The 24029-nt window shown below is 66.5% G+C and carries 17 protein-coding genes and 3 pseudogenes; 4 read left to right on the top strand and 16 right to left on the bottom strand.

Annotated elements, in window-relative coordinates; translation table 11 throughout:
* Window positions 1–1515 precede the first annotated feature (1515 nt).
* The 3 genes from AB0F10_RS31560 to AB0F10_RS31550 all read left to right on the top strand — a co-directional run bounded on the left by AB0F10_RS31560 (window position 1516) and on the right by AB0F10_RS31550 (window position 4036).
* A complete protein-coding gene (locus tag AB0F10_RS31560; protein ID WP_360633200.1) occupies window positions 1516–1695 on the top strand; it encodes a hypothetical protein in 180 nt (59 codons plus the stop codon).
* 392 nt (window positions 1696–2087) lie between these two features.
* On the top strand, window positions 2088–2843 hold the full coding sequence (locus tag AB0F10_RS31555; RefSeq protein WP_360633197.1) for a hypothetical protein: 756 nt from the start codon (window positions 2088–2090) through the stop codon (window positions 2841–2843).
* Window positions 2844–2965: 122 nt separating this feature from the next.
* On the top strand, window positions 2966–4036 hold the full coding sequence (locus AB0F10_RS31550; RefSeq protein ID WP_360633194.1) for a nucleotidyltransferase family protein: 1071 nt from the start codon (window positions 2966–2968) through the stop codon (window positions 4034–4036).
* A gap of 420 nt (window positions 4037–4456) precedes the next feature.
* Here AB0F10_RS31550 and AB0F10_RS31545 read toward each other — a convergent pair whose 3' ends face one another.
* The 15 genes and pseudogenes from AB0F10_RS31545 to AB0F10_RS31475 form a co-directional block, all read right to left on the bottom strand.
* On the bottom strand, window positions 4457–5368 hold the full coding sequence (locus tag AB0F10_RS31545; RefSeq protein WP_360633191.1) for an ISAs1 family transposase: 912 nt from the start codon (window positions 5366–5368) through the stop codon (window positions 4457–4459).
* A gap of 484 nt (window positions 5369–5852) precedes the next feature.
* Window positions 5853–7085 (bottom strand): cytochrome P450, encoded by a 1233-nt coding sequence (locus tag AB0F10_RS31540; RefSeq protein ID WP_360633188.1) that lies wholly within the window; start codon window positions 7083–7085, stop codon window positions 5853–5855.
* A gap of 24 nt (window positions 7086–7109) precedes the next feature.
* Window positions 7110–8387, bottom strand: a complete 1278-nt coding sequence (locus AB0F10_RS31535; RefSeq protein WP_360633185.1) for an ATP-grasp domain-containing protein — start codon at window positions 8385–8387, stop codon at window positions 7110–7112.
* On the bottom strand, window positions 8374–9393 hold the full coding sequence (locus tag AB0F10_RS31530; RefSeq protein WP_360633182.1) for a TauD/TfdA family dioxygenase: 1020 nt from the start codon (window positions 9391–9393) through the stop codon (window positions 8374–8376). The genes AB0F10_RS31535 and AB0F10_RS31530 overlap by 14 nt, the downstream gene beginning before the upstream one ends.
* Window positions 9390–10703, bottom strand: coding sequence for a methylaspartate mutase (locus AB0F10_RS31525; RefSeq protein ID WP_360633179.1), 1314 nt, complete (start codon window positions 10701–10703; stop codon window positions 9390–9392). Before AB0F10_RS31525 ends, AB0F10_RS31530 begins: the two co-directional genes overlap by 4 nt.
* Window positions 10696–11571 carry a cobalamin-dependent protein gene (locus AB0F10_RS31520; RefSeq protein ID WP_360633176.1) on the bottom strand — a complete coding sequence of 292 codons (876 nt, stop codon included), beginning with the start codon at window positions 11569–11571 and terminating at the stop codon, window positions 10696–10698. Before AB0F10_RS31520 ends, AB0F10_RS31525 begins: the two co-directional genes overlap by 8 nt.
* Before the next feature lie 33 nt (window positions 11572–11604).
* Entirely contained in the window at window positions 11605–11826 is a 222-nt protein-coding gene (locus tag AB0F10_RS31515) for a hypothetical protein (RefSeq protein ID WP_360633173.1), read from the bottom strand.
* Between the two features lie 288 nt (window positions 11827–12114).
* Window positions 12115–13047: a diiron oxygenase gene (locus AB0F10_RS31510; RefSeq protein ID WP_360633170.1), complete on the bottom strand. Its 933-nt coding sequence runs from the start codon at window positions 13045–13047 to the stop codon at window positions 12115–12117.
* The gene (ectB, locus tag AB0F10_RS31505; RefSeq protein WP_360633167.1) at window positions 13044–14303 is read right to left on the bottom strand and encodes a diaminobutyrate--2-oxoglutarate transaminase; all 1260 of its coding nucleotides are present in this window, start codon (window positions 14301–14303) and stop codon (window positions 13044–13046) included. The genes AB0F10_RS31510 and ectB overlap by 4 nt, the downstream gene beginning before the upstream one ends.
* Window positions 14304–14317: 14 nt before the next feature.
* On the bottom strand, window positions 14318–15547 hold the full coding sequence (locus AB0F10_RS31500; protein WP_360633164.1) for a hypothetical protein: 1230 nt from the start codon (window positions 15545–15547) through the stop codon (window positions 14318–14320).
* Between the two features lie 55 nt (window positions 15548–15602).
* Entirely contained in the window at window positions 15603–16880 is a 1278-nt protein-coding gene (locus tag AB0F10_RS31495) for an MFS transporter (protein ID WP_360633161.1), read from the bottom strand.
* Complete coding sequence (locus AB0F10_RS31490; RefSeq protein ID WP_360633158.1) at window positions 16877–18673, bottom strand: non-ribosomal peptide synthetase; 1797 nt, start codon at window positions 18671–18673, stop codon at window positions 16877–16879. The genes AB0F10_RS31495 and AB0F10_RS31490 overlap by 4 nt, the downstream gene beginning before the upstream one ends.
* Window positions 18674–18720: 47 nt before the next feature.
* Window positions 18721–20775, bottom strand: a complete 2055-nt coding sequence (locus AB0F10_RS31485) for a hypothetical protein (protein ID WP_360633155.1) — start codon at window positions 20773–20775, stop codon at window positions 18721–18723.
* A 282-nt stretch (window positions 20776–21057) separates the two neighbouring features.
* Window positions 21058–21339, bottom strand: a complete 282-nt coding sequence (locus AB0F10_RS31480) for a phosphopantetheine-binding protein (protein ID WP_360633152.1) — start codon at window positions 21337–21339, stop codon at window positions 21058–21060.
* A gap of 758 nt (window positions 21340–22097) precedes the next feature.
* A pseudogene (locus AB0F10_RS31475) lies at window positions 22098–22805 on the bottom strand (IS256 family transposase); the annotation flags it as partial.
* 81 nt (window positions 22806–22886) lie between these two features.
* Between AB0F10_RS31475 and AB0F10_RS31470 the strand changes: the two are divergent.
* Window positions 22887–23051: pseudogene (locus AB0F10_RS31470) on the top strand (hypothetical protein); the annotation flags it as partial.
* A 243-nt stretch (window positions 23052–23294) separates the two neighbouring features.
* Here AB0F10_RS31470 and AB0F10_RS31465 read toward each other — a convergent pair.
* Window positions 23295–24029 (bottom strand): annotated as a pseudogene (locus tag AB0F10_RS31465) (ISAzo13 family transposase); the annotation flags it as partial.

The following is a 24029-nucleotide window of genomic DNA, read 5'->3' as shown; positions in this document are numbered from 1 at the left end:
CGACGGCTACAACCAGCGCTGCGAACCCTTCCGCTGGACCAAGACCGCCGACCAGATCCTCACCAAAGCCAACCGTCAAAAGAACTTAGACACGGAACACTAGCGAGGTCTGCCGACGGCCGGCCGCCGGGAGAATGGGCGGCTCACCGCAAGTGCTCCGATTCAGATGCCCGCAGCGAGGCGACGTCGTGGCCGTGCGGGTGGGTTCTGGCTGTGATGTCAGCCTCGAAACGACCTCAGGTCCGATGCGACCAGCGGCTGGACCGGGATGATCCGGCGAACGCGGTCACTGCGGCGCCTCACCGGCATTACCTACGGTCTCGGACATGACCGACGACAAAGACGAGTAGCGGCGCGGGCTGGACACCTCCAGGGTCATCGGTCTGATCCTGATCTCGGCATGGGTCGTGTTCCTGACCCATCTCGCTGCCACCTCCCCGGACGTGCCCATGTGCCGCGACCGGGCGAGATGTCCTTCCCTGATGTCCATCCCTGCTCCTGACGACGACCGGATCGTCAGTTCACCCACGGCCGAATCCATCGCCCGGCACGACGCCGGATACGCCAGAGCCTGGGTACGGCGAGACCGCGTCCACTCTGGTCACGGCCGGACTCCGGCAACCGGGACGACCACCGACTGGGTTTTGACTTGGTGACGCGTTGGCTCCGGCGGGTGAAGTGCTCGGGCGGCTGCGGCCCCCACGTCCCACGAGTGCACCAACGTGACGGGTTCACCGAGCGACGAACGCTGCCGGAGATCAAGGCCATCGCCGGGGCGTAGGCGCAGGCTCGATGAGGACGCCGCCAACGGACGACGTTCTCCTGGATCAACCGGTGCCGGCGTACCGTCCGCGACTACGAACGGCTATTCGTACGTCACGCCGCGATGGTCCAATGGGTCATGATCATCATCATGACCCGCCGCCTCGCCCACCACCAACACACCTGAAAACCTAATTTACCAGGGTCTCAGACAGGCGACCCCGGCAACCGTGACCGGCGCGCAGATCCCATCGATCAGATGGAAAAACGCGTCCGGCAGCCGGTCGAGACAGTCGAACACCTCGCCCCGGAACCGGCGAAGTTGCCCTAGTCAGCCACACCGACCTGCACCACTACGAACAACGGCCACTTGGTCCTCCCCGAGAAGATTCGCCTCTTCCTCAGAGAGTGAGCAGGTGGCCGCTCGCTGCCAGCCGCTCGACAAAGCGACTGATCACCCGTCAGAAGTTGAAACGCGAAGCTGAGTGCGTCCGCCTGCGTTTCAGCGACGTCACGCCGGAGGAGGCGGCCGATGCGGGCCAACGGATCGTGTCCCTGGTCCGCGCGCCGGCCGGTTGACCATTTCGTCCGCCACCGGCTGGCGGAACCCTCCGATGCCGTCAGCGCGGCCGTCAAGGGTCCGGCGTAGCGCAGGGTGCCTATCGCCAGGTCGGCGACCCAGCCGGACCGAGGTGTAGCACCGCCCTGCGACGGCATTACTGTAACTTCTACCTCGGCGAGACCGCCCATGCCATGGCCCTGTCCCGCAGCCTCGCCATCGGCCTGATCCGCCTCGCGGGCTCCACTCAAATCAAACGCACCATCGAACACCTCGCCGCCGACCACACCAGAATCCTGCTGCTTGGCCCCATCCCGGCCATGATCCTGACCCTGCTCACACTCTGGGTCGTGATCTTCTTGCGTACGGCATAAAGCGGGACTATGGTTCTTAGCGGAGATCCACGGCGATCCATGTCGTAGATCCATAAAAGACAGCCGCGCCGACTGCTAGATCGTAAACGAGTTCATTCGGAGGAGCAGCGCGCGGGGGTCCTAAGGGATCCTTGTCCATCACGGGGGAAAGGATCGCCATGGATACTTGCTGCGTTGACCATTTGGCGGACGCGCAAGGTTCGCTCGGTGTGATCATGCGATTCGGCTGAGCAGCGGTATCGACGCCTGGCCTTTGCTGCCTTTTGGATCTCACGTCGCACGCTCGGTTTTCTCAGGTTCGCGGGTTGCCGCGAACGCGTTCGCGGGGCCGCTGTTGAGGAGTCTTGCCGCCCCCGCCCCTCGTCAATCGCTTCATGGGAGCGGAGATTGGCATGACCGACCGACTCAAGTCTGACCCTGACTCGACGAATGAGGTGCATGCTTTCACCGAGTTTGCCGACCAAGGGGTATGCCGGCTCACCCCGGTGACGGCCTTCGACTCGCACACGGCGCAGACCATCGTTGACGCGCTCGGAAACCTGGTCCGCGCCGCTCACGCCTCCGGCACCGCGACCGTTCCCGACCGCGAGGGAATCATCCGCGCGCAAACCTTCGAGGAGGGAGACGTCTACATGCTCGAGTCTCCCTTCACGGGGTTCTTCGCCGACAGATACCTGATGGACTTCTACGATGTGACATCGCGTGGCATGTGCTCGCGCATGCACTTTCACACCGGACTCCGGTTCGTGCGCATGATGACGGGGAACGAGACGCACATTCAGGTTTCGAGCCTGTCCCCGCTCAGAATCCTGGACGGACCGGCCGGCAGTGCTCCGATCGCGATCGAATCCTTCGTCGACGATCTCCCTGACATCAATGGCGACGGCAAAGTGACCCGCTACAACGCGGTGATCCCGCCCAACACCTGGGCGGACCTGCAGATCCCGCGCGGAACCTCACATCAGTTCAATGCGTTCGGACCCAACGCGATCATCGATTCGGTTCACCCCGAGGAATCGATCGAGACCCTGCGGGAGGAGATGTCGGGTTTCCGGATGATGGCTCAGACCGTCTTTCTAGGCGCGGACAATCCCAGTGGCGTGCTGTGCGGTCCGATGTTGGACCTGGAACCGTCCGTCATTGAGTAATTGACCGTGGGACGACGACGAACCTCCTTGTTCTGGCGCTTGACACGGGATCGCGGAATCCACTCGGACCGGACGATACTTCGACCATTGGAAAGATGATGACTGTGTCAAACGAGGGTAGATTGCTCATCGACCTGTGCAGGCGTCTGCTTCAACCCGGCTCCAAGGCGAGTGAGCCGCCAGAGCTCTCGGGGGATCAGTGGGGACGCCTGCTCTACCTGGCTGCTTACCATCGGGTGAGTCCGATCTTAGGTTCATTCGCTCGATCTTTGAACGCGCCGTTGCACGTTACGACGCTTCTCGAGACGTACTACCTCTATAATCGCGAACGTACCTGGCTGTGGGCGCAGGAGATTGCCGGCATCACGAAGAAGATGACTACTCAGGGCCTGGATGTGCTGGTCCGCAAGGGCGGTTATCTTGCCTACTCCATCTACCCGGAAGCTGCGCTCAGAGAGTTCAACGATCTCGATCTACTCATTCATGAGTCCGATCGAGTGCGGGCGACGGCACTTCTCTCGGAGATGGGCTATGCGCAGGGCACGCCGGCGGCGGATGCGCGCACCGTGAAGCCTCTTGCCCGCCGAACTGAGGTGTTCTGGCGGCTGAATGCATCATCGCTTCCCGCGTTCATTCGCCCGGCCGCCAATGACTACATCCATCATTATCGCGTCGATCTCCGTTTCGGACTGCTCGAGCCGGTTACCGGTAAGAACCTTCCCATGGAGGACTGGTTCGCTGGGGCGGAAACCGTTCACGGGTACGGCATATCGGCTCGCGTGGCGTCTCGCGAGCACTTCTTGATCGACGTGGCAGTTCATCTGTATCGCGAGGCGATAGCCCTGACCTCGATCGAGGCCAACAAGGACCTTCACTTGATGCGGTTCCTGGATGTAGGGGTGATCTTGGCCAATCGGGATTCGCGGCCTGACGTGGCGCTTCTGGGCTCGTTGGTCGAAAAGTACGACCTTTGCCGTGAAGTGTATTACGCATTGCACTTTACGGATTTGCTGTTTCCGTCTATCGTCCCTCAGGAACTTCTCGTGCGGCTCCGCCCCGCCGATGTGGACTATCTGGATCAGTACGGCGAGATCGATCATGCCACAGCGACCTGGCCTATGGATTTCCACACCAGGCTTTTCGACACGAGCCGAAGCCGATTTGTTCAATCTCGCAGCGAGTTGCCCAGATGAACCGCGCATCAATGCGGCCACTACCTTCGGCACTATTTGCCTACTAGACCTTTTGGGGTGGAGGTCTCTTTCCGGCCAGAGGCGTTTGGGTGATCGACGGATGTCGGGTCTGCTGGGTCTCATGCGGTACGGCGATGGTGGTGGCGTTGACCTGGGAACCACCGCATTGTGGCCGGTCGGCTTCAGGGTCATTGCGTTCTGGGGTTGCCGCTGGTGACAGTGGTGATGAGGTCGTGTGGGCGGTGGCTTGCCCGGCGGGTGGCGCGGGCGATGTTGGTTTCCCCGCAGGACCTGTGGAACCCGATCGCAGTATTACGCAGGGTGGCCATGACGGCGGGTCCGTGGCCGGTCCGGGCCTGATGTGAATCTTCACGGAACGTTACATCCCGGACGTAGTGCACCTGGTTTTCGATGAGCCACTCACGGCGAATCCACTCCTGCAGATCGGCTGGTTGAGCGTCGGTGGCGGGCAGCGTGATGGGCAGGTAGGCGGTCTCGCGGGTGGTCCTGCCACCTGGCGGTGCGGGTGCGGGTCCGGGTGATCCGGATGGCCTGTTCGGCGTGCGGGAAACCGATCCCGCCGGGAGTGGTGACGGTGACAGCTTTGACGGTGCGGGTCTCCCGGCGGCCGTGGCCGGTCTCGCGGGTCTGGTGCCCGATCGGGACCTGCGCCCACGGCAGCGCCTTGAGCTGGGCGAACAACCTCGGCTGGTTTCCCTTCGCAGGGATCAGCAGGTGAGCATCTCGCCGGGCGATCTCGTTGGTGTGCCCGACCTGCGTATGCAGTGCATCCGCGACGAAGATCAGGTCTTGCAGGCTGCCCAGCACCCGTTCGACGGCGTCCAGCAGCGGTGCGAACGCGGGAATCTCATTGGATTTCGCGTTGACAGTGACCTGGGCCAGGACGACACCGGTGCAGGTATCCAACGCGGACGGCAGATGGACCTGGCTGCCATCGGCGCGGCGGGCACCCCGCACCGTTTTGCCGTCGATGGCGATGACCTGCCGGTACCGCCGTCGGGGTGTGGCCGGCCAGGTCCGGGTGCGCAGCCAGCCCGCGAGGATCGTGGCGAGCAGATCGGCATCCAGACGGATCGGCAGCCGCCACATCGTGGTCGTGGCCGGCACCCCACGGACAAAACCGAGCCGGGCGCGGGCAATGTCATCGAGATCGTGCAGCCAATCACTGATCGCGGTGAACGACGCCGCGCCGGTCATGACCGCGCACACCGCGACCGCCAACAACGCTGCGAGGGGGTAGCGCAGGCCGCGTGGGCTGCGCGGATCCGGCACCGCCGCCAGCGCCTGCAGCAACCCGTCCCGTTCACTCACGGTTATCGGACGGGCCGGCGTGGCGGCGGGGGTGGTGACTGCGGACAGTGTCTGGATCGGGCATGCTGACATCGCGGGTGAGATCCTCGAAGTGTCTGGAAGCGTGAGAAACTCCCATGATCACCTAGGCGATCTCACCCGCCCCGACCGCCTCCACAGAGGTCACTCACCCCGCATAACCCCTGCTCATGCAGTCATTCACCGAACACGCAATGACCCTGGGTCGGCTTTCACCCTCGCGGCAGTCCTGATCGTCACCGGGACGCAGAACTCCCTGTTCATCCTGGCGATCGCGTTCACGATGGTCAATCTGGCCTCACTCGCCGTGGCGGAGACCCGCAACCTGGCCCGCGCGGCTGACACCACCAACGAGCCCGTTGCGTCGGACCGACCCGGTTGACAGGCGCCGGCGACCTTCTTCCAGGGCGGGCGTTCTGGCGGCCGGGCCGGGTAGGCCGAGCGAGAGACATGTCCCCGGCCGCCATCAGCCCACTGTCAGCGGGAGCGACGTGGTTCCGAGGATGAAGTTCGAGCGCAGCCGCCGGGGCTCACCGGCGAGCCGGAATGGAGCCGGCGCGTCCAGTAGCGCTCTGAACAGCAGGGACAGCTCCCGTTGCGCGGCCGGGGCGCCGACGCAGCGGTGGATGCCGGCGCCGTACGACAGGTGCCGGTTGGGACTGCGGGTCACGTCGAAGCGGTCGGCGTCGCGGAACTGAGCCGGGTCACGGTTGGCCGAGACGTTCCACAAGGTCACCGAGTCGCCCCGCCGGATGAGGTGCCCGTCGCGTTCCACGTCGCGCATCGTCACCCGCTGCACGTACGCGTTGACCGAACTCCACCGCAGCATCTCCTCAATGGCGCCGTTCAGGGCGTCCGGCCGCCGGCGCAGCATCTCGTACTGGTCGGGACGGGAGATCAGCGCCTCGATGCCGTGGCAGGCGGTGTAGGAGGAGGTCTCGTTGCCGCCCACCGCGACATTCATGCAATTGAAGAAGATGTCCTCCTCGGACATCCGCCGGCCGTTGACCTCCGCCTTGAGTAGTCGGGTGATCAGGTCGTCGCCGGGTTTGTGACGGCGTTGCGCGAGCAGATCGGCGAAGAACTCGAAGATCTCCGCCTGCGTCCAGGCCAGCCGTAGCTTCTGGTCACCCCCCGTGTCCACGAATGTCTCGTCGCGAAAACCCACCATGCGTCGAGTCAGCCCGATGAGGTGGTACGCCTCGCCGTACCCTATGCCGAACACCACCATCAGCGCGCCGGCGGGAATCTCGGTGGCGATCTCGGTGGCGAAGTCGCAACCGCCGGCCGCCACCGCACGCCCGACAGCCGTCTCGAGCAGGCTCCGTACCTGGTTCCCCACGCGGTCCACCACGGCGGCCGACAACGCCGGGGCGATCTGCTGCTTGAGCAGCCGGTGCCGGGGCAGGTCGCTGGCCACCAGCATCCGGCCCGCGGCGGTGTCGTGGTCGCTACGGAAGGACCCGCCGAGGATCGCTCCACGGGCCGACCCGAACGAGGCATGCTCCCGGTAGGCCCAGTGCACGTCCTCGTACCGGGTCAACGCCCAAAAGCGGCTGCCGTCGACGCCCTCGTTCCAGTAGATCGGAGAGTGCTCGCGCAGCCAGGCGAACGCCTCCAGGTGCCGGCCGCTGACGAACAGGTCGACGTCGGCTAAGTCCACCCGGACGGACTGCCCGGTCTGCTGGTCCTCAGTCATCGCTCTTCCACTGTCGGTACACGGTCACTTTGTCGGGGCCGAGAGCAGTTCCCGGATCTCGCCGGAGACTTTGCGATCGAGGAAGTGATGGCGTGAGTTCAGCTCGTCTATCGCCTTTATGAACCGGGACTCCTCACCGAACTCGCACGACGCGACCATGTTGCCGCCGTAGTCACGGCCGTTGATGCGTAGCGTTCCGGCTTTGACCACATCGATCTGGTCCGTCGCGTCGCCGAGCAGGGCCGGCGTGAACCCGGTGAGGGGGAACTCCAACGCCCATCTGATGCTCACAGGTGCCGGTCGCTCGGATTCCGGCCAGGTGCCGAGCGCCATCCGAAGCAGTTCGACGTAGGTGTTCCGGCCGGAACCCACCACGGACAGCAACGTGGTTCCCGAAACTCGAGGGTTGACCTCGATCACGTGGTAGACGCCGTCCTGGTAGATCATCTCCACTTCGACCGCCCCGTTGACGTCCCACTCGGCGCAGAGCTGGACCAGGCGCTCGGCGACGTCCTCGAAGCACTTCTCGGCCTCGGGCCTCGGGCCGGCATAGCGGAGCGAATTGAAGAGAAATCCGGGCTCGCCCCCCGTCCTGCCCTTCCACACCAGGGGTTGCAGGTGATACTCCCCCCCTCTGCCGAGGATCTCGATCGAGCACAACTCGCCGTCAAGACAACGCTCCAGCAGTGCGTTGCCGTCCGGCGGAGAACGAAGGAGCTCCGTCAGGGCAGCCGGGCCGTCCAGGTATCGGATGCCGTTTCCGAAACTGTCCCAGAGGGGTTTCCATAGCAACGGGAATCCGATCTCGTCCGCCCTGCGCCCGACGTAATCCCGGTAGCCAAGGATGGGGACGCTCCGGCCGTTCAGCACGTCGCCGTCCAGCACGACATCACCGGGCGCATCGAGCCCGGCCACGCGCAGCATGCCCTTGGTCTCGGCTTTGTTGGACAGCTGGCAGGTGGTCTCCGGGCCATGCATGACGCTCGTGACACCGCCGGCACTCAGCTCGGCGGCGACCATGGCGTCGCGAAACGCGTTCTCGTCGCGAAGCGAGATCGAGACGAAGGCGTCGGCGTCCCATTGCCGGATCAGCGTAGCGATGTCCTGTGGAGTCGCGCCGACGGGAAGCTTTGCCGACTCGCCAGGAAAGTCACCGTGACCGCATTCTCCGTCGGTGAAGAACAGCTTCGCCTCCGCCCCGGCAGCTCGGAGGTGCTCGTCCAGTTGCTGGACGTGGGGAGCAGCACGTTGGATCTCGACCGAGCGGAGGAACGCCACCCGTCGTACGTCAGGCGTGGACACGACGGCTCCCATTCTCCGCCCGTCCGCGGATGTTCCAGAGGCTGCGCCGGATGTAGGTACGCTGCAGCCAACGGTCCTGGCCGTCGTACCGGGCGCTGAACTGGGTACGAGCGTGCAGGCCCTTCCGGTTGTTGACCAGCAGCGCCTGGCCTGGCGCGAGTTGGACAACGCTGGCCGCCTCGGGGGCACGGCAGGCCGCCTGGAGTTGGTCGAAGGCATCGGTCGCTTCGGGGGTGAGGCACCGTACCCCGTTGGCCGCGACCGAGATCTCGGGAGCGTGGTCCGGTCCCGAGAGGATCGCGACCGGCTTGGAGTAGACCTCCTTGCCGCCAGCGAACATACGCACATATCCACCGGGCGCGCTCAGCCGGAACAGCGGCGAGCGCAGGACCTTCACTGTGCCTGGATTGAGCACGCTCAGAACGTCGCGGGCGTCCGAGTACCAGGTCTCAGCCTCGTTGACAGGGTCGGCCCGCAGGCAGTTGAGCACCAGGAAGTCCGGATTGCTGATGTCGTAGCGGCCGCTCGGGTCGTGGACGATGTCGTTGTGGAAGTTGAGGAAGACCTTCGAGCCCTGGCTGGTCTGGGTAGCGGCGCCGGGCGCAGTCGGAATGATGTCGTGCACCACCCTGCCTTCCTTCTCTGTGACAAATGCGACCGGCTCCCCGAGCAGTCCCGACAGCCCGAGCAGCACACCCTCGGCCACGAATCGCGACTTGCCGACACACGGCCCACCGTCGGACGGTGTCGGCGGCAGTTCCGGCTCGGTCGGCAGATTACTGACCAGCATGACGCCGGGAGTGTCGATGTGACGTCCGAAGTCGAGGATCGCCCGCAGCGTCGGCAGCGGCAGCGTGGCGAAGATCTGGTGGGTCCGGGCCATGGCATCGTCGACGTCCGAGACTGGGTCGGGCAGACTGAGAAGCCGGTCGAGGAGCTCGTCGCGGACATCATCGGTGAGGACCAGTTCGGTTAGGCCATTGGCCGGCCGCTGATGTTCGGTCATGGACAAGGTGTTGGCCTTTCTGATGAGGTGGTCGCGCCCACGGTTCTGTCGGGGTGGCCGGGATCGAGGCTGTCGAATCGCGCCCGGTTGTAACCGAGCATGCTGAGCAGGTCGGCGGCGGAGATCCGCGCTTCGTGGGCGGGCGCGTACGCCGCGATGGGCATGGCGCCCGTCGAGGCCCACTGCAACCGCCCGGCGGAGTCGATAATCGCGCGGGACTGGTTGGCATTGTCGGGATGCAGGCAGTAGGGCACGTCGAGCAACCCACGGCGGAACGCGGCGACCAGTGCGGCGCCGATCGATGAGTGCTGCTCCAGCACGGTGTTGACGAGTGTGCGAGCCGCGTGCAGGATTTCGCCGCAGTCGTCATGGGCCTCGCCGGGTTCGGTGCCTCGTGCCGCGGCGGCCGCACACCTCAACGCCTGGACGTTCTCCGCAACGGTCGGGATGCGGAAGGCCTCGGCGACGGTCTTCACCATGAGTCGTTCACTCCCGGTGAGCGCGGCCAGCCGAGCGCTCGCGGCCAGCAGCGACAGCGCCCCCTCACGACTCTCCGGATAGACCCCCATGAAGGTGTAAACTACGACGTGCCAGCTGACCCCGCCGAGCCACTCGCCGGCCAGGACGCGGAGCGCCTCGATCCCCTCCCGGTCCTGCAACGGGTTGGTCTGCTGGGCATAGCTCAGCGAGATGCTGCGTACCCCGTGCTGCACGAAGAAGAGCGCCTCCAGGATGTTCAGTGCGACCAGAAGGTCGGGGGGACAGAGCTGGCCGAGCATGCAGCCACCGAAGGTCTCCAGGTGGACAGGGCTAGCGGGCCCGTCGAACGCGGCCAAGAGCTCGCAGGAACGCTCCCACTCGGCCACCGCCGCGGAGAGCGGCTCCCGGCTGTACGGCAGGCAGTACGAGACCGGACCGCCCTCCGTCGCGGTGATGCCGGCCGCGAGCATCTCCTTGAAGAGCGCATACGGCCGGGCGGAACCATGACGGAGCTGGATCGGGAAGACGCTCTGGTCGAACTCCGCGATCAGCTCCCGGGTCACGGCCGCCCCGTGGGCAATGAGCGGGTACCCGTTCAACGGCGTGCCGCGTAGCACTTCGTCACGGGCACGCCGCAACTGGCCGGTCCTGGTGAAGCTGTCCAAGGTGATCGTGCCGACCGATTCGACCGGGGCGTCGCGTACGGCTCGCAGACCGTCCAGCATCTGCGCCGGATCGGAGAACCCCATCCGGGACTGCACCACCAACTCGCCGCGACCGGCGACCCGGCTGCCGAAGTGCCCCAGCCCTGACAACGGAACCTCACTCACCGGCGGCAGCTTTGCCGGTGTGGGTAAGAAAGCGCCTGAATTCCTGTACCGAGTCGACTGTGGTGAAAACACCGTCGAAGCCGAGGTGCAGCAGGCGGCGGACGTCGTCGTCCGCCACCGTGCCACCGACGTTGAGCTTGCCGCCGATGACCACGACCAGGCCATGCAGTTCGGCGCGCTCGCGAACCCGGCGGATGTAGCTGGGCGCCTCGATGAGTCCATGGCCGTTGACCGTGCTCAGGACGAGCAGCTGGGGCCTTTCCATGAGACATCCGGCGACCAGATCCTCGACCGGCACGCAGGCGCCCAGGTTTCGGACGGAGTACCCATGCTCTTCCAGCAGCAGTTGAAGATATACGAGATTCCAGGTGTGCGCGTCCGAGGCCACGCTGGACACTACTCCCCGAGGCCTGTCCGGGCTTCTCTTCAGCGTTTTCACCGATCCCCGTTCCAGTGAGTTGATCTCAGCAACTTGGTGATGGGTATTTGTATCCGAAGGGGGCAGGTGGAGCGCGCCGGCGACGATGTCGCCGGCCCGGCGTGGGCTGATAGTGGTGTGGCCTGGCGTTTTCCAGCGTCCGATCAGGATCGGCAAGCCTCGTTCGCCTCGCCAGCGCGGGCCGCAGAGCAGCCGGTTGCGGGCGCGATTGTCCGGGGCGAGGCAGATGCCGTCGGCGGGTTGTTTGACCGGTGTCTTGATGCCGTGGCCTGTGCTTTCGTAGCCGGATTCGGCCAGGGTGGGCAGGTCGAGTTCTGCGGCGGACCGGTTCAAAGCGGCGGTGAGGCCGAGTTCGCGGGCGCATCTGGTGTCGTGCAGGTGCCCTGGCATTGCCGCGGAGGTCCAGATGGGTAAGCCGTCCGGTCGCATGACGGCTTGAATGTTCGCGCCGAAGTCGCGGTGTTAGCCGGAATACCAGACGTCTATGGATTCGCCCTTGGTGCTGAGGGTGGTCTCGGTGAGCCGGTCGCAGTCGAACAGTTTTCCGTCCAGGATCACGTATGCCCAGCCGTCGCCGGCGACGTGCCGTAGTGCGGTGTGCAGGTCGTGTGGCTGAGCGGCCAGGACGGTGACGCCCTCGTCGCGGTAGCGGTACGCGGTGGCGCGAGACGCCGAGCCCGGCACCCAGCAGCGTCAGGTCCTCACCTTTACGGAACCAGACCAACACGAATAGTGCCTGGTAGAAGCAGGTCAACGAGCGGGTACCCGGACGGGTACCGCGGTCGCGTCGTTCAGCGGCGCGCAGCCGACCGAGGTACTGCAAGCCCTCTCGAGGACGGAATCTTGTCGCAAAGACCTGTCTATCGATGGCTCCACGCTTCTTTCCAGCATCGCCGTTATCACGGCACTCGCCCGTGTCGCGCCAATCAGCCGTTATGCATTGCTGAGATCATCTCAGTATCCGCCTCCCGACTATTTCTTGGTCTGATCGTAGGGAGACTCCATCTCGATCTCCATTTCACGAGCCAGCCGTTCGACGCCCGAGAAGTCGCGGACCAGAAGAGAACTCGAACCACCGCGCTTGCAGTCCTCGACGATATCGGTCGCCTTCTTGATGCCGGCGTGTTCCAGGATCAGCGGCCACGCCCGGTAGTCCTGCGCGACGAAGGCCATGACCGCCTTGGGGAGTGCCTGCTCGAAGATCTTCTGCTGATGCGGACCCATGTGGACATAGAGCTGCTTGGCCACCTCCACCATCACCGATCCGTGTGCGGCCTCGTCACGAGCATGCAGCCGGGGCACCAGGGCGTGCATCGGCTGGATCGTTTGATCCCGGGAGAGCAGCTCCAGATAGGCGTTCACGCTCACCTCGGTCACGGTGGTCCACACCAGGGCGAGCAGATCCCGGTGCCAGCGGTCGGAGACCTTCTCCTGCTCGGCCGCCAGGTGTCGATAGGTGACCGCATGCGGGTAGTCCGGCTCGGACCTGAGCTCGCGGGCCTCCTGTGTGTGGTGCATCGCCATCATGTGCATGTAGGTGTGCCATGTCTCGTCCACGTGAGCCTGCTGGACCGCCTGCTTGATCTCAAAGCGTTCGCTGCCGGGAAAGACGCCGTGCACGATCTTCGCGAATGTCGGATTGGCAATCTGTTCCTCGGCGGTGATGACGCGGGCGTTGTACATCAACCACGCGTGCGTCAACACCGCCTGCCGCTTCTCGAACGGAGCATCAACGAAGTCGGGGTGCTCGGCGAAGGGTAGGAACTTGACCGGATAGTCCGGCAGAAGCGGGTCGTATTCCTGCGGAGGTTTCAGGGAGTTCATGTGGCTGCGAATGGTCGCCCGCTCCGGCCACGCCGCGGACAGCCGCGCCAATGTGGCTGCGTCGATCTCCGTGTCCGTCATTGTGCTCCCACCTTCCTCGTCGAAATGACCTCGCGGACGCTTTCCTCAAGGATGTCCATCCCGCGGTGCAACGCCTCGTCGTCGATCGTCAGCGGCGGCATGATCTTCACGACCTGATTCGCCGTGCCGGAGGTCTCCAGCAGGAGGCCCCTCCGGAACGCAGCCAGCGAGACCGCGGTGGCGAAGGACTCCTCAGCGAAGTGAACGCCCCGGAGCATTCCTCGCCCGCGAGCCTCACCGCCGAGTACGGTGAGCGCACGTACCCGCTCGGCCAGCAGCAGGCACCTCTTGTCCAGATCGGCGGCGAACTGCGGCGACGACCACAGGTCGATCGCCGCCGCCGCGGTGACGAACGCGAGGTTGTGCCCCCGGAAGGTGCCGCTGTGCTCGCCTGGTCCGAGCAGGTCGAGGTCGGGCCGGATCAGCGTGAGCGCCATGGGCAGCCCATAGCCGCTGATCGACTTGGCCAGGCACACAATGTCCGGCCGCAGGCCCGCCTCCTCGAAACTGAAGAACGAACCGGTACGGCCGCAGCCAGCCTGGATGTCGTCGACGATCAGGACGATCCCCCGGTCCCGGGCTGACCGTTCCACCCTCCGCAGCCACTGCGGTCGCGCGACGGTCAACCCGCCCTCGCCCTGAACGGTCTCCAGCACGATCGCCGCGGGCGGATCGATCCCCGCTCCGGGATCGTCGAGCATCCGCTCCAGGTAATGCACGGTGTCGACGCCGGGGCCGAGGTAACCGTCGTAGGGCAGGCGGGTGACCCGGTCCAAAGGCAGACCGGCTGCCGCCCGCTTGGCGAGATTTCCGGCCAGGGCGAGCGCGCCGAGGGACATGCCGTGGAAACCGTTGGTGAAGGCGACGACGTTGGTGCGACCGGTCACCCGGCGAGCGACCTTGAGCGCGGCCTCGATCGCGTTGGCCCCGGTAGGCCCGGTGAACTGGATCCGGTAGGCCAGATCGCGCGGACGAAGGACGACATCCTCGATGCGGTGCAGCAGGTCCGCCTTGGCCCGGGTGTGCAGGTCCATGGTGTGGACCGGGCCGTCGGCGGCCAGGTAGTCGAGGAGCGCCGCCTTGATCGCCGGATGGTTGTGGCCGTAGTTGAGCGCGCCCGCTCCGGCCAGAAAGTCGATGTATGGACGCCCCTCCTGGTCCCACAGCGTGTGCCCACGGGCCTTGACGAAGACAGCGGGAAACCTGCGGCAGTAGGTTCGCACGTTGGATTCGAGTTCGTCGAAGATGGTCGCCATGTCTGTCTCCTGCCTCATTGCTCGTCGTACTCGACGCAGTTGGCCGTGACGTCCGCCAGGTCCCGGATGACTGAGGGAAGCGCGCCGGGTTCGTCGACCTCGGCCCAGATGGTGAACACCCGCTCCAGGCCACCCCGCCGCCAGTCCAGCGTCTGGCCGGCCCGCACACCGCCGTCCGCCGCCCAGACACCCGGGTGAGCCCTCAGCGAGGCGGGGGTGCACACCTTTCGCACGGTGACCTTCCTGAGCGGCGGCAGCACCCGGTAGGCGAGTACCCACCGGTCGAAGACCACGTCGCGGGGCTTGACGTCCTCGCCCAGGGCGATCTCCAACGCCAGCCGAATGGGGTCGAGGTCGCTCGCGCGACGCAGCAGCCGCCCGGTGGTGCCGCCCATCCGCCCATTGACCTCGATCACCTTCGGCCCGTCCGGACTGAACTTGATCTCGACGTGCGAGATGCCGGTAGTGATGCCGACGGCGTGGATGGCTGCCTCCGCCACTTCCAGCACCTGATTCCGGTAGGTGTCCGGCAGACTGTCCGGCGTGAGGAAGCCGCTCTCCCGTAACGGTGGCGTCAGCGGAAGCCGTTCGACGATCGCGAAGTGCCAGCAACGGCCGCCGCTGACGGCGGTCTCGACCGAGCAGTAGTCCCCAAGCCAGGGGAAGGTGGGGTGCAGGCCGGGGGCGTGCATCTGCTCCACGACCCAACTCCCGGAGTCGGACGAAGGGCTGATCGCCTCGACGTCGGCCATGGAGAAGCACGGATAGACGTCGACGCTGGCGGTGCCGCGGGCAGGCTTGATGACGGCCGGCAAACCAATCTTCCGTACCGCCTGCTCGAATTCTTCCGGTCCTCGGGCACTGATCTGCCGGAGCGGCGTCACGCCCCGGTCGTTCAGCAGAACCCGCTGCCGCGCCTTGTCGGTGAGCGCCTCGACGACCTCCGGCGAGTGGAACGGAAGTCCGAGTTCCCGGGCCACCCGCGCCGTATCTGCCAGCATAAACTCGCTGTACGTGGTGATGCCCTGCAAGCGTCCGGCGAGCCTGCCGGCGATGGCGTCCAGGGAAAACTCGGCGAGGTCGAACGTTTCGACCAGCTCCTGGATGAAGGGCAGGACGAAGCGGCCGTGCTCCTCCCGGCTGTCGATGACGAAGGCCACCTCACAGAGCCCGGCCGCCGCGTTGATGATCTCCACAGGGCTGGCCGAGCCGAGGGAATAGCCAACCAGGACGGTCGGAAGCATTGATGTCATCCGCACTTCTCTGAGGCGAGTTGGAGGGGCCGGGCGATGGGCAAGTTCATGGGCTCGTAAGGGTTGTAGGACGGACCGGTTTGTCGAGCTCGGACCACCCGTGCAGGCTGCCGTCGCGGTCCTGCCGCAACGACCGGACCCGGGGAGCCGACAAGACGGCGGCGACTGCGACGCACACGCATCCGGCGGCCAGGATCAGCACCGCGGATTCGCCGACCCGGCTGCTCAACGGACCGACCGCCGCGTAGCCCAGCGGCGCGATGGTGAAGGACACCAGCACGTTGTAGGAGCTGACCCGGGAGAGCACCTCCTCGGGAATGAGGCGCTGGATGGCCGTCGTCCAGATGTTGTTCACGAACGACACCCCGGCCGCCGCGGCTACGCCCGCGGCTATGCTCACCAGGATCGGCGAGGGTCCCGACAGCGCGGCGATTTGGAGAGCCGTCAGCGCCAGGCCCAGGTGGGCGACGACGAACGGACGCCGGGGACGCCACCGCAGCGACAACGCCCCGCCGACTAGCGCGCCGACCGCCATGCTGGCGCTGATCAGACCCCAGGCGGTGGGCCCTCCGGCCTCCCGGGCCACGATCACCGGACCGAGCACCAGGAAGGCGCAGTAACCGAGATTCCAGAGGGAGTGACCGCAGAGGACGATCCAGTACCAGGACCGGGAGGCCGTTTCATGCCAGCCCACCGCGAGGTCCGCGAAGAAGCCGGTGTGCTCGCGCGGCCGGCGGGGCGGCAGCTTGAGCAGGCTGAGGGCGACGGCGCTGATCAGGAAGGTGACGGCGTCCAGCAGGTAGACCCAGCCTACCGCGGTCGTCGCCACCAGGACGCCTGCCGCCAGCGGCCCGAGGATCTCGGCGGTGTTGCGGGAGATGCCTATCAACGCGTTGGCCTGCTGGAGCCGCGGCGAGCTGACGGTCTCGGGCACCATGCCGGCTAACGCGGGCTTGGCAACGGCGGCGGCCGCACCGTAACAGACCGAGGCGACGGTCAGCGCCGCGACGCTCGGCCGGCCGGCAAGCAGCAGGACGCCCACTGCGGCCTGGGTGATCAGCAGGAAGGTGTCGCTGCCGACGAGCAGCAGCCGGCGCGACATCCGGTCGGCCAGCGTGCCCCCGAACAGCAGCAGGACCATCCGGGCCACGGTGGAAGCGGCCAGTACGGTCCCGATATCGGTTACCGAGCCGCCCACCGACAGCACCGCGAAGGCGATGGTTACACGCATCAGAGCGTCGCCGAACGATGACGTCGTCTTGCCGATCCAGAGCAGCCGGAAGGGCCGCTCGACGAGCGCGCCCAGGCGGTTCTCCGCGGTCATGCCGAGCTACCGGCCACTCGTTCCTGCTCCGCCCGTGCCTGTTCCACCAGTTCCGCCACGCGGCCCAGCACCGGTTCACGCAGCACCGCGTCCAGCTCCACCGACACCCCGTACCCACGCTTGACCCGGCTGTGCATCCGGAAGGCGAGCAGCGAGTGGCCGCCGAGGGTGAAGAAGTCCTCGTTCGCGCCGACGTTCTCCACGCCGAGCAACTCCTCCCACAGCTCCGCGAGATAGCGCTCCACCTCGGTACGCGGCGCAACGTGACGCTCCCGGCGCTGCCGGATCCCTTCGGCGATCTCGTTCAGGGCCGCCAGGTCCCGCTTGCCGTGCTCGTTGGACGGGATCTCCTTCACCAGCGCGAGCTGACTGGGCACCAGGTAGTTCGGCAGCTCGGCGCGAGCTAACTCCTGGATGTCCCGCACGGTGGTGCCTTCGGCCGGTACGACCACGGCGAGCAGGTGCCGGTTCTCACCCTCGCCACTGGGCAATACCACCGCCTCGCGTACACTGCGGCTACGGCAGAGAGTCCGCTCGACCTCGCCCGGCTCGACCCGATAACCGCGGATCTTCACCTGCCCGTCGGCCCGCCCGACGAACTCCAACACCCCGTCCGGCCGCCGCCGGGCCAGATCACCGGTACGGTAGAGCCGGTCCGGGCCATTCGGAAGAGGGCCGACGACGAACTGCTGCCGGGTCAGCTCCGGCGCGTCCAGATAGCCGCGGACGATCCCCGGACCACCGATGTGAATCTCGCCGATCTCGCCGTCCGACACCGGCCGACCGTCATCGAGCAGCAGGACGGTCACCCCAGCCAGCGGCCGACCGATCGGGATGGTGTCCCGCTCGGCGTCCTCGACGGTGACCCGGTGCGCGGTGCAGGCGGTGGTCGCCTCCGCCGGGCCGTACAGATTGTACAGCTCGCCCCGGAACTCGCCGTGCAACAGGTCCCGGCAGGCCGAGGGCAGGAGGACGTCACCACCGGCCTGCAGGATCCGAAGCGCGGCGAAGGCATCCCGATCCTCCCGGATCACCTGGTTGATGACCATGGTCGGGACGAGCATCGCGGTGACTCGCCGCCGCCGCATCTCCCGCCGGAAGTCGGCGGCGAGAAGCTCGGGCACGGGCGGCAGGACGATGACCTCGGCACCCCGGTACAGGGTCGTCCAAAGCTCGAAGTGGAATGCGTCGAAGGAGACGCTGGAGATCTGGCCGACACCATCGGCCGGTGCCAGTTCCGGCAGGCCGGGATTGGTGGCGAACGAGACGATGTTCCGATGTTCCAGCACGATCGCCTTGGGTTGGCCGGTCGAGCCGGAGGTGAAGAGCACGCTGGCCGCCCCGGCCGGGTCGGCGTGGTCCACGGCCGTGGCCGCCGGTGTGGCCTCGCTGCGGAACGCCAGTTCCTCGAGGCCCAGGTGGGCGATGCGCTGCCGCCAGTCCGCGCGGGTCACCACCAGCTTGCAGCCGACGGCGACCAGCATGTGGTCGCGGCGGCCGCTCGGATACCGGGTGTCAACGGCGACGTAGGCGGCGCCGGCCCGCAGGATGCCGAGGACGGCCACCACGAGGTCCACCGAACGGTCCAGATAGGTGCCCACCCGGTCCTCGGCCCTGATCCCGCGGGCACGCAGGTCGGCCGCCAGGGCCGCCGAACGCCGGTCGAGTTCGGCGTACGAGAGGAAGGTGTCGTCGTCCCTGACGGCGGGACGGTCCGGCCAGGTCTGCGCGCTCATGGCGAACATTCCGGTCAACGTCTGCGCGGCGGGCGATTCGGGGTCCCGGATGGTCATTGCAGGCCTCCAACAACGGGCTGAGCAGTGAATCAGGCAGGGGAATGTCAGCGGCGCTGGGCCCGCAACCACACTGCACGCGTGAAGCAGCGGACCGCCCCGTCGACGGCGACCAAGACGTAAATGTTGTGCAGGTCCGGGATCGTCTGTGTCGGGTCGCTGTCCCCGGTCAGCTCCAGCGTGTGCAACTCACCGGCGGGCAGCACGACAGAGGCGATCCCGTCCAACCGGCAGCGCAGCAGGTCCTGACGGCGGAAGGCAGCGCCGACCGTCACGGCGACGGCCCGGTCCGCCGGGGCGGCGACCTCGACGGCGAGGCGGAACTGCTCGCCACAGCCCACCTCCGCTGGCGCGGTGACCCGGGCGGTCGCGGGAAACCCGGCGGCACCGGCGAAGACCTCACCGCACCGGGAGCAGACCAGCTGGTGCATCCTGGTACCGGTGCCCGCGGCCGGCGTGATGTGTCGAAGGACCGCGGTCATGTCGCCGCACTGCGGACATTGCTCCACGCTGTCGGCCGTACACACCTGCCAGGGCTCCTGCCAACTGCAGGTGAAATGGTAAAAGGTGCGGGCGACGACGGTCAGCTCTTGCTCGATCATGTCGTGCTGCTCAGCGGCCAGTCCGGCGCGGGCCGATGCATACGCCTCCGCCGCCTCGCGGGCAGCGGGCAGGTGCTCGGCCTCGGCCCGCTGCCGTACCGCAGTCCGCGCCGCAAGGTCGAGTGCATCCAACCGGTCGGCGTCGATTCGCAGGCCGATCTCGGGCATCTCCCGCATCCGCTGCACCCAGGGCCGGAACTCGTCCTGCCACGCGGCGGCCAGCAGGCTCGGCGCAGGGACGACCAGACCCGCGGACCGGCCGTACGCGTCAGTCAGGGCCCAACTGGTCGTGCCGTCCCCCCGGCTCACTACCACGGGGCCGCCGGGCCGCACCGGCAGAAGGCCGGTCCCGTCGACCAAAGTCGCGGCGGGGCCAGCGGGAATCTCCGCCCCCTCGGCTGACAGCACCTGGCGGGCGGGCGTGGACCCCGGCACCGGCGCCAAGCCGGCGTCGCCGAACAGAGCCAGCCGGCCCATGCCCACCGGGTCCGCCTCGATCGCCAGGTTGACCTCGGCCAGCGCCGAGCCGAGCGGCAGGCCGGCGCGGAGGAGCCCGCGCAGCAGCGGCGCCGCCCAGGAACTGCCGCCGCGGGTCCCCACGGCACTGACCACGGCGAGCGCGGTGCCGGCGAGCATGGTCAGCGGGATCGACACGTCTGTGCGCACGGAGCCGTCGCCACTGGCCGCGGACCGACAGCTGTCGAGCACCGCGAAGGCCGCGAGGATCTCCGTAGCACGTAGGTTGCCGCGGATCTCCTGGCCGTACCGGCAGCACTGGTGGCTCTGTTGACAGGAGGTGGGATGCCCCGCCCACCGATCCGGCCGGACCGGCTCGACGGGCAACATGGGCCGTTCGTCGCGCCGGCCGCAGACTAGCCCGTCCATCAGATCCATCGAACAGTTCCGGGCGTGTGCGCGGCCGGCGAGGATGGCGATCCCCTTTTGCGTGGCTGCTCGAAGGCCGGCCACCGTGACGTCGAGTCCGGCCAGCCGGTCCGGCCCGCTGTCCTCGGCAAGCGTGTCGAAGGTGAGATCGGCCGACCCGGCGGCCACGGTCGGCCCGTGCAGAAGCGTGCGCGCGGCGAGCGCGCTGGCCGTGGCCGGGTCCCGGGCCACGAAGAGGCCGAGCTGGGCGTCGGTGGGCAGTGCGGCGAGCATCGCCGAGGTCACGCCGCCGACGGCGCCCACCACGGTGACCGGGACATCCGTACTGAGCCGGACAGCATCGGCGAGGGTGGCGCGCCGCATCGGCCGTCCTGATCCGCGGGCGAGCACCCGGCCGACGGATTCGAACGCGTCCTCGGTCACCAGGACCACGCCCTGCCAGGCGCGCGGGTCCGGCGTCGGTGTCGCGGGGACGGGAAAGACTGTGGATGGTCCCTCCGGCGGAGTGAGGACCGGTATGAAGGCGAGGTCTGGCTCCACGCGCTGCGCCAGCGCGGCGTAGGACTGCGAATCGGCGACCATCGTCACGCGTCCGGCATCGGGCGGGATGGTCACGGCACGATGGCCTTACATCCGCGGGCCTCCGGAGACGCAGTGTGTCCTCGACGGCACGCGCCGCCGGTAGGTCCTGCCGTCGCACTCTTTGCGGGCATAGGCACGCCGGCGCCCACGGGACGAGACGCCCCCCGCATCACAGCATCGTCGACTCGCACATCATCATCCACGTGCACACCTGTTTCGATTAACGTTCCTGTTCGAGATCGAGACCCGTGCTGGAGCACTGAACGGATCCGCTGCCGGGCCGCCGGAGCCGATTAGACGCCGGCGGCGACCGGATCACGCCGTACGAGCGCCGACCCGCTCATTGACCGCCGTACAGAGAGCACCGAGCGACTTGAACATCTGCCTCGAGAGGCTGGCCTCGTCGAATCGGATCGACCACTCGTTCTCGATCGACAGAACCACGGTCACCGTCTCCAGCGACGACAGCCCGGCAGTGAGAAGATCCTCGTCGCGCGCGATCAGCATCGGATCGGGCATCGCGGTATCCCGCTTCAAGATCTCGCGAAGCCGCCGCTCGATGGCAGCATGCTGGTCACCAGTTGCAGACGTCACCATTTCTCCCTCCTGCGTCCCGCCGCACACGCGACCGGCACAGACTCAGAACCTGTCCTCGCGGTCCGGCTGTCATGCTCGCCGAGTCGCCACGAGGGTTCGCCACGAATGGCTACTGCGGTGATTGGCCTTCCATTTCCACCGGGCGCGAACCTGAATGCGGCTCCCCGAATGACATCCACTGAGGACCACCAATCAGCCCCGTCCGAATCCATCAGGACAGCACACGTACAGGTACTGCGTGGATCGACGACTCAACGAACAGAGGGGAGGTTGGTCACCACGTCAAACGTCACGCGGGCCGGAGGCTCACCGGCGTCAACCGATACGCCTCTTGGTCGGCGAACCGCACAAGATCATGCACACCGCTGGTCGAGCCAGGGCCAGACCTTAATCTGTCGCTCATGAATCTCCGCCCCCAGCACGTATTGACGATCTTCCACCGGCCGAGAGTCTACGTTCTGACCGCAGACTCGGCCAGCCCATATCAGGCGGATCCGTCGAGATAATCAGGAACCCGCAGCTCAGATCGACCGAGATCAAATCCACCATGGATCAGTGGCCAGCCGATGTGTAGTCTCTGCACCGGCAGGCGCATTGGCAACGCGTTACACACGGAGCCCAAAAACTCGGGTAGGCCGGTCCTATGCAGACCCGCACAAAGCCCCGCCGGGCTCCTACACAGCCGGACGACTCGATCACCCCTCAGGGTCATTGCGGAGACTGTCAAGAAAACGGTGTAACTCGATCTTGTTGAGGGGTCAGTTACGGCCTGCGGACAGGCGTCCTTCGAACGCGAGGTCGAAGGCGTTGAGGGCGGGTTTCCAGCGAGTGATCCAGCGGCGGCCAGCGCCGGTCGGGTCCAGGGCCATGACGGCGAGGTAGACGCATTTGAGGGCGGCTTGCTCGTTCGGGAAGTGTCCGCGGGCTCTCACAGCCCGGCGGATCCGGGCGTTGACGGTTTCGATGGCGTTGGTCGAGCAGACGACCTTGCGGATCTCGGCATCGAAGGCCAGGAACGGCACGAACTCGGCCCAGGCGTTCTCCCACAACCGCACGATGGCCGAGTATTTCTCGCCCCAGGTCTCGGCGAACTCGAGGAAGCGTTGCTCGGCGGCGGCTTCGGTCGGTGCGGTGTAGACGGGCTTGAGTGCCTTGGCGATGGCGTCCCAGTGCTGGCGGGAAGCGTACTTGAACGAGTTACGCAGCAGATGCACCACGCAGGTCTGTACCACGGTCTGGGGCCATACGTGGTTGATGGCGTCGGGCAGACCTGTGAGACCGTCGCAGACGGCCATCAGCACGTCCTCGGCACCGCGGTTCCTCAGTTCGGTGCACACGCTCAGCCAGAACTTGGCGCCCTCACCGCCGTCGCCGGCCCACAACCCGAGGATGTCGCGGGTGCCCTCGGCGGTGACCGCCAGGGCGACGTAGATGGGCCGGTTGGCGACTTTCCCGTCCCGGATCTTGGCTCTGTCGCTGATCTTGTGATGTGGACGGTTCCGTCTCTTGGCGGGCGTCATCGTTGATCATGTCCGGCGTGTTCGCTTGTGGAGCAGTTGGTGCCGCACCTGTCTGGTCTGTCGATCGACGCTGTTGAGCAGCGTGACGGCGTCGTGGTGCTGTCCGGACGTTCCCGGGCAACGACCGCCCGGTGCGGTCGGTGCCGGCAGTCCTCGGGCCGGGTCCATGGTCGCTATCAGCGGCGGCTGCGCGACGTCGCGGTAGCGGGGACGGCCTTGCAGGTGCAGGTGCAGGTCCGCCGCTTTCGGCGCGACAACACCGATTGCTCGGCGAGGACGTTCGTCGAGCAGATCGACGGGCTGACCACTGCGCATGCCCGGTTGACGCCGGGGCTCAGGGGCATGCTCACGCAGATCGGCTTGGCGTTAGGGCCCGACGATGAATTAGTTGGTCGGTTCGAGGATGATTGTCTGGTTTCGCACCGTTTCTGGGATGGGTCCAGGATGGATGACGTAGTTCCACTCGCCGTGGAAGGCGTATCGCTGGACCGGGACAGCCTTGATCTGCGCGTCACTGATCCGGACCCCGGTGGGGTACTCGTTGGTGTCCATGACCGCGGCGACGGTCAACCCGGTCTCGGTCGTGGTCGCGGCGATCGTCTCAACGATGACCTGGTAGTCGGTCAGGGGCCGGCCGCGCCAGTTCATCGAGATGAAGGAGAACAGGCGATGCTCGACCTTGTTCCATTTCGAGGTGCCGGGCGGGAAATGACAGACCGTGATCTGCAGTCCGGTCTGCGCGGCGAACGCGGCGATCTCGAACTTGAACGCCCGTAGCCGGTTGCCGTTGGAGCCGCCGCAGTCCGCGGTGAGTAGCAACCGGCGGCTGTGCGGATACCGGTCCCGGCCGGCGGTGTCCCACCAGGTGCGGATCGCGTTGACCGCGAAAGCAGCCGTGTCGTGGTCCACGCCGACGGTGACGAATCCGTCGTCCGCGCCGATGTCGTAGACCCCGTATGGGATCGCCCGCGGAACGCCGCTGGGGAAATCATGACCGTTGACCTGCACGGGCTCGCCGGTCGGCTGCCACTCCCGGCCGGATTTCGCGTACTCACCGACGAGTTCTTTCTTCTTCGTGTCCACGCTGATCACCGGGTCCCCGGCGTCGAGGAACGTGGCGGCGAGGGTGTTGATCTGCGCGAACTGGGCATCGCGGTCCGGATGCCCAGC

It is taken from the genome of Actinoplanes sp. NPDC026623, assembly GCF_040638275.1.
Taxonomy (GTDB): domain Bacteria; phylum Actinomycetota; class Actinomycetes; order Mycobacteriales; family Micromonosporaceae; genus Actinoplanes.
Note: the sequence above shows the minus strand (reverse complement) of the source record. Positions and strands in the feature narration are given on the sequence as shown.